Source organism: Pseudomonas sp. Sample_21, assembly GCF_004307525.1.
GTDB classification, from domain to species: domain Bacteria; phylum Pseudomonadota; class Gammaproteobacteria; order Pseudomonadales; family Pseudomonadaceae; genus Aquipseudomonas; species Aquipseudomonas atacamensis.
Genome location: NZ_RCNZ01000101.1, coordinates 21,255 through 31,736, shown reverse-complemented (window position 1 = coordinate 31,736; position 10,482 = coordinate 21,255). Strand labels below are relative to the sequence as shown.

The following is a 10,482-nucleotide window of genomic DNA, read 5'->3' as shown; positions in this document are numbered from 1 at the left end:
CTCAAAATCCGGTGAGTCACACAAATCCAAATGTGGGAGCGAGCCTGCTCGCGAATGCGGAGTGTCAGGCAACATGGATTTGATTGACCCACCGCCATCGCGGGCAAGCCCGCTCCCGCAGTTATCGAGATGAACACATCAACAGTGCTCGACCACGAAAACCTGTGGGAGCGGGCTTGCCCGCGATTCGGTTTCAGCCTCAGCGCAAAACCAACATCAAACGCGGAAGTGGCTGACCATCTGCTGCAACTGACCACCCAACCGCGCCAGTTCAACACTCGACGCTGCCGTCTCATCACTCGCCGCTGCGGTCTGTTCGGACACGTCGCGGACGTTGATGATGCTGCGGCTGATCTCTTCAGCCACGGCGCTTTGCTGTTCGGCAGCGGCGGCGATCTGCTGGTTCATCGACTGGATGTTCGACACCGTGCGGGTGATGTTTTCCAGCGAGGCGCCGGCCTTGCGCGTCAGGGCGACGCTGCTGTCGGTCAGCGCGCGGCTGTTGTTCATCACCGCCGAAACCTGCTGGGTGCCGTTCTGCAGACCGGCCACCAGACCTTCGATTTCCTCAGTCGACTTCTGCGTACGCTGAGCCAAACCGCGCACCTCATCGGCCACCACGGCAAACCCACGCCCGGCTTCACCGGCACGCGCTGCTTCGATCGCGGCGTTGAGTGCGAGCAGGTTGGTCTGTTCGGCGACAGCCTTGATCACGTCCATGACGCTACCAATCTTGTCGCTTTCCTGTTGCAGCACGCTCATCGCTTCGGTCGAGCGCACCACTTCGCTGGCCAGACGCTCGATCTGCGCGATGGCCTCATTCACAACCTTGTCGCCTTCACGGGCTTCGCCATCCGCCGCAGCGGCAGCTTGCGACGCTTCCTCGGCATTGCGCGCAACTTCCTGCACGGTGGCAGTCATTTCGTGCATGGCAGTGGCGACCTGATCGGTCTCGACTTTCTGGCTGTTCACACCGGCGCTGGTCTGCTCGGTTACAGCCGACAACTCTTCGGCGGCGCTGGCAATCTGGGTGACGCCGTCGCGGATGCCACTGATCAAATCACGCAGGGTCACGCCCATGCGCGCGATGCCTTGCTGCAACACGCCGAGCTCGTCGCGACGGGTGACGGTGACGTTCTGGGTCAGGTCGCCGCTGGCGATGCGCTCGACCACGGCCAGGGTTTCCTGCAACGGACGGGTGATCTGACGGGTGATGATCACTGCTGCAATCACGCCAACCAGCAGCGCCAGCAAGGTGCTGATCAACTGAAAGGTGCGCGCCTGAGCGCTTTCAGCATCACGGCGATCGAGCTGGATCTGGTACAGCTGCTCGCTCAGGGCGACGATGGTGGTGCCCTGATCGGTCATTTCCTTACGCGCCTGCACGGCCTCGGTGTTGGCGTTCTTGTACGCCATCAACGCGCTGCGATAGCTGGTCAGCGCGGTTTCCAATTGGCGCAAGGCATCCTGCTGAGTCGCGGCAAATTTCGCGTTCAGCGGCTTGAGGCTGGCAATGGCCGCGTCGATCTGGCCGACGGCTTTCTGCTCGGTCTCGGCGTTGCTGGTCGCGGTGTAACCACGCACTTCATAGCGCGCGAGGATGAACGCTTCCTTGGCGGCAGTAACCGCCTGGAACTGCTCGAAACGCTGATCGCTCAACTCCATCTGCTGCACGCGCTGGCTGATCGATTCGATCAGGTTGTAGGCGTTCTGGGCGTTGGCGCTCATGGTGTCGCGCGCGCTGTTGCCGGTTCGATAGGCGTTGCGCATTTTGTTCAGCGAGGTCTGGTATTCAGCGATGGTCGCGGCTTGCTGCTTGAGCAGTTTGACGTTCTCCGGACTCTTGAATTTGCTGATCAGCGCCTGCTGCTGAGCAGCGAAACTTTCCAGGGTGGTCTGCACATTCTGCGCGGCGGTTTCGTCGCCGTTGGTCAGCATGTATTGCAGGCGCACCACGCGCAATTTGGTCAGGCCAGCGTTGAGCTGGGTGATGTCGCTCATCCAGTTGCTGCGGTCGATCAGGCCGCCGAGGCTGGTCCAGCCGGTCAGCGCCAGAACGCAGGTCAGGGCCAGCACCAGGCCGAAGCCCAGGCCGAGTTTCATGTTCACGCTGATGTTACCGAACCAGCTATTCATGCAAATCCTCCAGAAACGTTGGGTTTCTTGGTCGTCAGTTAAGCTGGAAGATTGTTGTTCTTTTGAGCCAGCAGGGGTGTTAGCAGGTCTGTATCGGCCGCAAACCCGAGAGCTGAAAGGATTTTTGTCTGACAGGTTTCCCGCAACTCAACCCAGGCGCCGCGACCAGCGCTGATCCGGCGCCTCGAACCCCGGATTGACCAGCGCCGTCAGCACATGATCCTGCCAGCGCCCGGCAATGTTCAGATACGCCTTCGCATAGCCCTCACGCTCGAAACCCAAGCGCTCAAGCAACCGCGCACTGCGCTCATTGCCTGGAATGTAATTGGCCATGATCCGATGCAGATTCTGCACATCGAACATATAACCAATCCCCGCCTCCAGCCCCTCCTGCATCAAACCCTGCCCCTGATGCGCCTCATCAATGTGATAACCCAAATAACACGCCTGAAACGCCCCACGAATAATCCCGCTGAAATTGCACGCACCGATCATCTGCTGACCGTCCGGCGACAGCAGCGCGAAATGCATCGCCAATCCGGCCTCGAAGGCACTGGCCTGGATCTCCAAGCGACGGCGGATGTTGGCGGTGGAGAAATAGTCGGTGGTGCGGATGGGCGACCACGGGGCCAGGTGGCGGAGGTTGCGCTGGTAGAACGCGCTTTCGAGCTCGGCCTGATCGGGGGAGAGGATCGCCAATGTCAGGCGCGGGCAGGGCAGGGATAACAGCGGCATCGAACGCTCCTTGGCGAGGGATCTGCTGGCAGAGTCGCGCATATGGTGGGGAGCGGCAAGATATGGAGAAGCCGAGGCGAAAAAAGCCCGCTAGGAGCGCGGGCGAACCGTAGTTTCTTGAATGAGCGGGGGGATTTTATCGGTTCGCGGGGTGGGGTGCGGTGAAGAAAAATTCATCGTGCTGGGCGGTGGGCTCGATGTGTTTGTTGACGGGAATATACCAATCACCAGATGCGACGAAGCCCGCATTGGGCGGGCTCTGTCGTTGAGGGTCGATGGGCCTCGAACCGTTGGTTCGGACTCGTATCTGAAGGCCGTCGCCGCCGGTCAATATGTATTCCGAAAGTTATCAGTCAGTGGGCTTGGAATACGCCTTGGAATACATTTCAAAATGGATCTGCATGAAACGCTGTGGAGCCCAATAGCCCTGAAACCCCCGTATTTACTGGATTTCAGGCACAAAAAAAGACGCCCTAAGGCGTCTTCTTCATCGAGTTGGTGGAGCCGGGGAGGTCTGAATCAAATTTCTAATCTGCTGATTTATCTAGTTTTGGTTTGTTTGAAATGATAGGCGGGATACCGTCTGGCATACCGAATCCATGCGTATAGCTGAAAAATTTTGGGCTTTCGTCCGAGAAGGTCAGAACTGAACGTCGACGGCTCGACGCGGCCGATCTCTCAAAACATGCTGCCGATCCTCGACCTTGGTACTCAAACGCCGTGGAATCGTTCCAGCTCGCCGATATCGCCTCAGCCGGCATGTACGGGGTGTACGGCCATGAGCGGCAGAGCTCAGGCGCTTTTCATTCATCGCGAATGTGCGCTCGGCGGCTACTCAGACCCAGGAACGCGAGCTTTTAGGCAAAGATGATCAATGGGCGCGTATGGTAGATTTGGTGCTGGTACCGCTCCCGCGACTCCAGGGAGACAAGCCGGCCGTGACCCACTCCGCTATGTGCGACAATGCGTTGATTATTGAAACGCGGACCGCTTTGCCGGGCTACATTTTTGGGCGCAAGGCGGTCAGAACTTACGACCCTGGTCTTGATTCCGCATACTATTACCCTTGGCTTAAAGGCGCTTTAATGCATCACGGTGTTAGAGCGCCCCGCCTGTGGCATAAGCCAAACGTGACGCCTCTGTATGACTGCTAGTAAAACCAATGACAGCGAAGCCATCGGCTTCTTCCATGGCCATCGGCGCGCCAGGCGTTCGATCGAACAAAAAAGGAACGATTCTTATGAAGCTCGAAGCCATAGCTAAAGGCGCGCTGATCTCTGGAATCGAAGAGGGCAAGGTCGTACGCGTCGTGAGCGCCGATCCGCTGGGCGACAACGCCATGACTGTCATCTATAAATCTGATGACGGCCGTCTCGGCGAGCGAGTGGTGTTTCGCAGGGACGAGCCTGCGCTTTGTCTTGCGACTGCGGGGCGCCCTTGGGGGTTCGATGCGGATGGTGCCGATTTTAAGTTGGCCGCAGAGGCGTACCGGATCAATTTGGCTCATCTGTTCGACCCGATGATGGCCATCCACACTTCAAACGTTGACCCTCTTCCCCACCAGATCACTGCTGTCTATGAGTCGATGCTGCCAAGGCAACCACTACGATACGTGTTGGCAGATGATCCTGGTGCCGGGAAAACTATCATGGCCGGGCTTCTGATCCGAGAGCTGCTGATGCGTGCGGATGCCGCCCGTATTTTGATTGTGTCTCCTGGTAGCCTTGTCGAGCAGTGGCAAGATGAGCTCTATGAGAAATTCGGCTTGGAGTTCGCCTTGTTCTCGCGCGATCTCGAGCAACAAAGCCGTGGTGGTAATGCCTTCGAGGATAATCCGCTCATGGTGGCTAGGCTTGACCAGCTCTCCCGTGCTGAAGACCTCCAAGAGAAGCTTGAAAACAGTCGATGGGACTTGATTGTCGTCGACGAGGCCCACAAGCTTTCCGCCACGTGGTTTGGCGCGAAGGTCAACGAGACCAAGCGCTTCAAACTTGGCAAGCTCTTGGGCGGAATTACACGCCATTTTCTGCTGATGACCGCTACGCCGCATAACGGCAAAGAGGAGGACTTTCAGCTTTTCATGTCACTGTTGGACTCTGACAGGTTCTACGGAAAATTCCGCGATGGAGCGCATAAGGTCGACGTGAATGACATGATGCGTCGCATGGTCAAAGAAGACTTGCTTAAGTTCGACGGCACGCCGCTATTTCCTGAGCGAAGAGCCTATACGGTCAACTATCAGCTTTCGCCAGCGGAGTCTACGCTCTACGCCAGTGTCACGGCATACGTCAAAGAGGAAATGAATCGTGCCGAGAAGCTAGGTGGCGGTCGAAAAGGCACGGTGGGATTCGCTCTAACAGCATTGCAGCGCCGCCTAGCTTCGAGCCCAGAGGCCATCTATCAGTCCTTGAAGCGCCGACGCGAGAAATTGAAGCGCCGTGTTGAAGACGAAAGAGTCAAGCAGCGCGGCGGCAAGCTGCTGGCCGAAACCGTTCTAACCGTAGGTGTCGGTGAGGATATCTGGGACAGCGCTGAGGACATGAGCCCCGATGACTATGAGCAGTTCGAAGAGGAGGTAGTCGACCAAGCCACTGCCGCCCAGACAATTGCTGAGCTCGAATTGGAGATCCTTACGCTTGGCCATCTAGAAGAGCAGGCTCGCGCGCTGGTTCACTCTGGCCAAGATCGGAAGTGGGAAAGTTTGCGGGAGCTTTTGCAGCATACCCCTGAGATGCTTGGCCATGACGGCCTGCAGCGCAAGCTCATCATCTTTACTGAACACCGCGACACACTCAACTACCTCGCAGTCCAAATCCGCGGGCTTCTAGGAAGCGCCGAGGCAGTGACTATGATCCATGGTGGAGTCAAGCGCGAGGATCGCCGGAAAGTCCAAGAGTTGTTCCGTAACGACAAGGATACTCGTGTTTTGCTTGCCACTGACGCAGCAGGCGAAGGTGTCAACTTGCAAAACGCCAATCTAATGGTGAACTACGACTTGCCATGGAATCCGAACCGTTTGGAGCAGCGCTTCGGCCGCATTCACCGTATTGGGCAGACAGAGGTTTGTCACCTTTGGAATTTAGTTGCCAACGAGACCCGCGAGGGCGACGTCTTCCAGAAGCTATTCGATAAGATCGAGATTGAGCGCAAGGCCCTCGGAGGTCGAGTATTCGATGTGTTGGGCGAGGTGTTCGATGGGGTCAGCCTTCGTGAGCTCCTAATCGACGCCATTCGCTATGGTGACGATCCAGCCGTGCGCGCGCGGCTTCGCCAAAGAGTAGAGGGGGCGCTCGACACAAGCCACCTCCGCGATATCATCGGTCGCAACGCGCTAGCTGAGGAAATCATGGATGAACGTCGACTTTTCGCGTTGAAAGAAGAGATGGAGAAAGCAGAAGCGAGAAAGCTTCAGCCGTATTTCATCAGGTCCTTCTTTTCGCAGGCATTCGAGCGTCTGGGTGGAGACCTTCGCCCGCGCGGCTCAGGGCGATATGAGATTACGTTCGTGCCAAGCGTAATTCGCGAGCGTGATCGCCAGATCAGCGGCCGTGATCGACGGAACATGGATCCGGTCTTGATTAAATACGAGCGCGTCTGCTTCGAGAAAAAGTTTGTTCGCCTTCTTGATCGACCTAACGAGGCGATGGCCAGTCTGGTCCATCCTGCGCATCCGCTTATGCATTCTGTGGTCGATCTGATGCTCGAGCAGCATCGGGGCAAGCTTAAGCAAGGTGCCACGTTTGTAGATCCCAACGACGAAAGCCTTGAACTGAAATTACTATTTCTCATTGATCACTCAGTTCGCGAGGGTGACGAAAGAGCGCTGGTAGTATCTCGCCGCTTGCAGTTCGTGTCGGTAGATAGGTACGGCGTAGTTCAAAACGCGGGCTGGGCGCCCCACCTGGATCTCAATCCGATCAGCGCAGAGGAGCGCGCGCTTGCCGGCCCCGAGCTTGACGCTGATTGGATCACCAAAGACTTTGAGGAACGGGCACTCTCGCATGCTTCCGAAAAGCTTGTGCCGGAACATTTTGAGGAAATCCGGGAGCGTCGCGAAACCCACGTTGACAAGAATCTTACCGCCGTCCATGAGCGCTTGATTAAGGAGATCGATTACTGGTCGGATCGCCATGAAAAGTTTAAGACCGACTTGGCTGCGGGTAAAGACGTGCGCTTGACGCTCGAGAACGTCCGCCGAACCGTCGACGAGTTAACCGCCCGCCTGGAGTCGAGAACCAAAGAACTTCGCGCCTCCCGCCATGTAGTCTCAGCGACGCCGGTGGTGGTCGGCGGGGCGCTGGTGATCCCTGCTGGTCTACTCGCGCAGCGTCGCGGGGATGCAGAGGGCCAGACCTGGACCGCTGATGCCACAGCCCGTGCTCGCGTCGAGCGGGTTGCCATGGAGGCCGTCCGTAAATCCGAGGAGGCCATGGGGCATCAGGTAGTCGATGTGTCCGCTGAAAAGTGCGGTTGGGACATGACTTCGATTGTTCCCTCCCTAGACGGCAAGCTTCCCCAGGCAAGGCATATCGAGGTCAAAGGGCGATCCAAAGGTCAGTCGACAATCACGGTCACGCGCAATGAAATTCTCTACGGGCTCAACCAAGCCGATAAATTTATTTTGGCCATCGTAATCATCGACGGTGAAAGCCACGAAGGTCCTCACTATATTCGCAACCCATTCACGCAAGAGCCTGATTGGGCAGTGACAAGCATCAACTTGGACCTCGCGTCCTTGCTCTCGAAGGCTAAATCTGCATGACACTGATTAAAACACCCAAGAAGCTGATTGAAGTGGCACTGCCGCTCGACGACATCAATGCGGCCTCCTCAAAAGAAAAGTCAATCCGCCATGGCCATCCATCGACGCTCCATCTCTGGTTTGCCCGGCGTCCGTTGGCATCTGCACGCGCCATCCTTTTCGCACAGATGGTCAATGACCCTGGCTATGAACGACATCTAGGCCGCGGCGTAAACAAGGAGAGGGCAAAGGTCGAGCGGGAGCGACTTTTTAATATCATTCGGGATTTGGTCAAGTGGGAGAACACGGACAACCAAGAGGTCCTTGACCGCGCGCGCGCGGAGATCCGCAAATCGTGGAAGGAGACGTGCGACCTCAATCCTGGCGTTCCCGGATTTGATCCCGAGGTGCTGCCAGTGTTTCATGACCCGTTCGCGGGTGGCGGATCTCTACCTTTAGAAGCACAGCGCCTCGGCTTTGAGAGCTACGCTACCGACCTCAATCCTGTTCCTGTTGTTCTGAACAAGGCGATGATCGAGATCCCGCCGAAGTTTAAAGACATGGCTCCGGTTGGACCACTGTCACTGGCGGCACGGCAGCAGCGCATTCCCGAGCTTTGGACCGGTGCACGGGGCCTGTCCGAGGATCTCCGCCGATACGGCACCTGGATCGGTCAAAAAGCTGCAGAGAGGCTGGGGGAGCGCTATGCGCAGATAAAGTTACCGGCCAGGCTGGGCGGCGGTACGGGTACGGTCCTAACTTGGCTATGGTGCCGAACAGTAGCCAGTCCTAATCCGGCTGCTGGTGGCATGCATATTCCGCTCGCAAAGTCCTTCCAACTCGCGAAACGTGAGGGCCGCGAGATCTACATGGTGCCTCAGGTCGCCGACGACAAGCTTAGTTATTCGTTCGTTCTGCAGGAGGGTGGCACACCAGCCATCAAGAGCACGGTCGGAGGCCGTGGCGGTGTTTGTATTTTAACCGACTCGCCGATTCCGCTCACCTATATCCGAACGGAAGGGCTGGCTGGGCGTATGGGGCAGAGACTGATGGCGGCGGTCGTGCAGACGACGAAAGGCAAGGTCTATGTCGCGGCTAGCGAAATGGAGGAGCCAGACTTCTCGGCGATGGAGCCTAGCGCGCCGGAGGCTGAAATCCTTCATTGGTCGGGTTGCACCAATGTCGTTGTCTACGGCATGAAGACCTTTCAAAGCCTTTTCAATCTGCGACAGCAATTCGCGCTAACAACGTTTTGCGCTCTGGTAGTTGAAGCTAGAGAGGAGATTCGCAAAGACGCGATCAAAGCGGGGATGAGGGACGACAACCTGGGCCTCGAGCAAGGGGGCACGGGCGCGACCGCATATGCTGAGGCGGTATCAGTTTACTTGGCCTGCGGTGTGGGTAGAGTGGCGAATTATTGGAACACTTTGTCTTCATGGGAATCTGGTGGTGAATTTGTTAAAGGCGCTTTCACTACACATGCTTTGCCCATTGTTTGGGACTATGGCGAAGTCAATCCTTTAACGGACGGCGGCGGATCTTGGACAAGCGCCCTTGGCTGGATAGCCAGGGTGATAGATTTGTTGCCAGCCACGGCAACTGGCCACGCCATGCAGCTCGACGCGGCTAATGCGTCGTTGCCAATCGAAACTCAAACCGTAGTGTCGACTGACCCGCCTTATTATGACAACGTACCCTACTCGAACTTGTCCGATTTTTTCTACATTTGGATGCGGCCTTGCCTGCGTCAAGTGTTTCCAGACATTTTTGCGACACGGCAAACGCCTAAGGCCGACGAGTTAGTCGCTTCGCATAGCCTCTACGATGATATCAATGATGCGATGAAGCATTTCACTGACGGCATGACGTTGGCTTTAAAGCGGATGCATGATAAGGCCAACGAATCGGTACCGGTGACCATCTACTACGCGTTCAAACAGAGCGACACTGGGGCGACGGGCACAGCGTCGTCCGGATGGGAAAGCTTCCTTGAGTCCGTCATCAAGGCTGAATTTGTAATCACGGGAACGTGGCCGGTACGAACGGAGCGAGGCGTGCGAGGACGAGCTATTGGCTCCAACGCATTGGCTTCATCCATTGTCTTGGTTTGTCGCAAGCGCGACGCGGATGCGAAGGCTATTTCCCGGCGCGAATTCCAACGCGAACTCAAAGAGCATTTGGCCGAGGCACTCGATGTAATGATCGGTGGTGCAGAAGGCGTTTCGCCGGTGGCCCCAGTCGATTTGGCGCAGGCCGTGATCGGGCCAGGTATGGCGATTTTCTCGAAGTACTCGGCCGTCCTTGAAGCCGACGGCAAACTTATGACCGTCCACACCGCGCTCACATTGATCAATAAGATGCTGACCGAGGGTGTAGATGACTTTGACTCGGACACCCAGTTTTGCCTCTCCTGGTTTGATGGCCAAGGTTGGGCAGAAGGCGATTTTGGTCAAGCAGACGTATTAGCTCGCGCGAAGGGAACCAGCGTACAAGGCCTGGGTGCGGCAGGCGTTGTGGAGTCTGGGGCCGGAAAGGTCCGGCTACTCAAACCTTCGGAATATCCAGCCGATTGGATGCCAGAGAACGACAACAACACTCCAGTTTGGGAGGCTTTGCATCAAATGATCAGGGCTCTCCAAACGCAAGGGGAGGCCGCATCTGGCTCGTTGCTAGGGGGAATGCCGGCACGAGCGGACAACATTAGAAATCTCGCTTACCGCCTTTACACGCTGTGTGAGCGGAAAGGCTGGGCCGACGAGGCCCGGGCCTATAACGAGTTGATCGCTTCGTGGACTGCCATCGAAGTCGCTTCGCATGAGAAGGGCCAGTATGGCTCGCAAGGCATTATTGAAATCTAAGGGAGCAAAAGA

4 protein-coding genes are annotated in these 10,482 nt (G+C 56.9%); 2 read left to right on the top strand and 2 right to left on the bottom strand.

Annotated features, from left to right (window positions below):
* Positions 1 to 216: 216 nt before the first annotated feature.
* Both D8U71_RS18940 and rimJ read right to left on the bottom strand, forming a co-directional pair.
* Entirely contained in the window at positions 217 to 2,136 is a 1,920-nt protein-coding gene (locus tag D8U71_RS18940) for a methyl-accepting chemotaxis protein (protein WP_130888419.1), read from the bottom strand.
* 147 nt (positions 2,137 to 2,283) lie between these two features.
* Positions 2,284 to 2,871: a ribosomal protein S5-alanine N-acetyltransferase gene (rimJ, locus tag D8U71_RS18935; protein WP_122508189.1), complete on the bottom strand. Its 588-nt coding sequence runs from the start codon at positions 2,869 to 2,871 to the stop codon at positions 2,284 to 2,286.
* Positions 2,872 to 4,111: 1,240 nt separating this feature from the next.
* On the opposite strand from rimJ, the gene D8U71_RS18930 reads away from it, so the two are divergent.
* Both D8U71_RS18930 and D8U71_RS18925 read left to right on the top strand, forming a co-directional pair.
* Positions 4,112 to 7,633: a helicase-related protein gene (locus D8U71_RS18930; protein ID WP_130888418.1), complete on the top strand. Its 3,522-nt coding sequence runs from the start codon at positions 4,112 to 4,114 to the stop codon at positions 7,631 to 7,633.
* The gene (locus D8U71_RS18925) at positions 7,630 to 10,470 is read left to right on the top strand and encodes a DUF1156 domain-containing protein (protein ID WP_130888417.1); all 2,841 of its coding nucleotides are present in this window, start codon (positions 7,630 to 7,632) and stop codon (positions 10,468 to 10,470) included. Before D8U71_RS18930 ends, D8U71_RS18925 begins: the two co-directional genes overlap by 4 nt.
* Positions 10,471 to 10,482 lie beyond the last annotated feature (12 nt).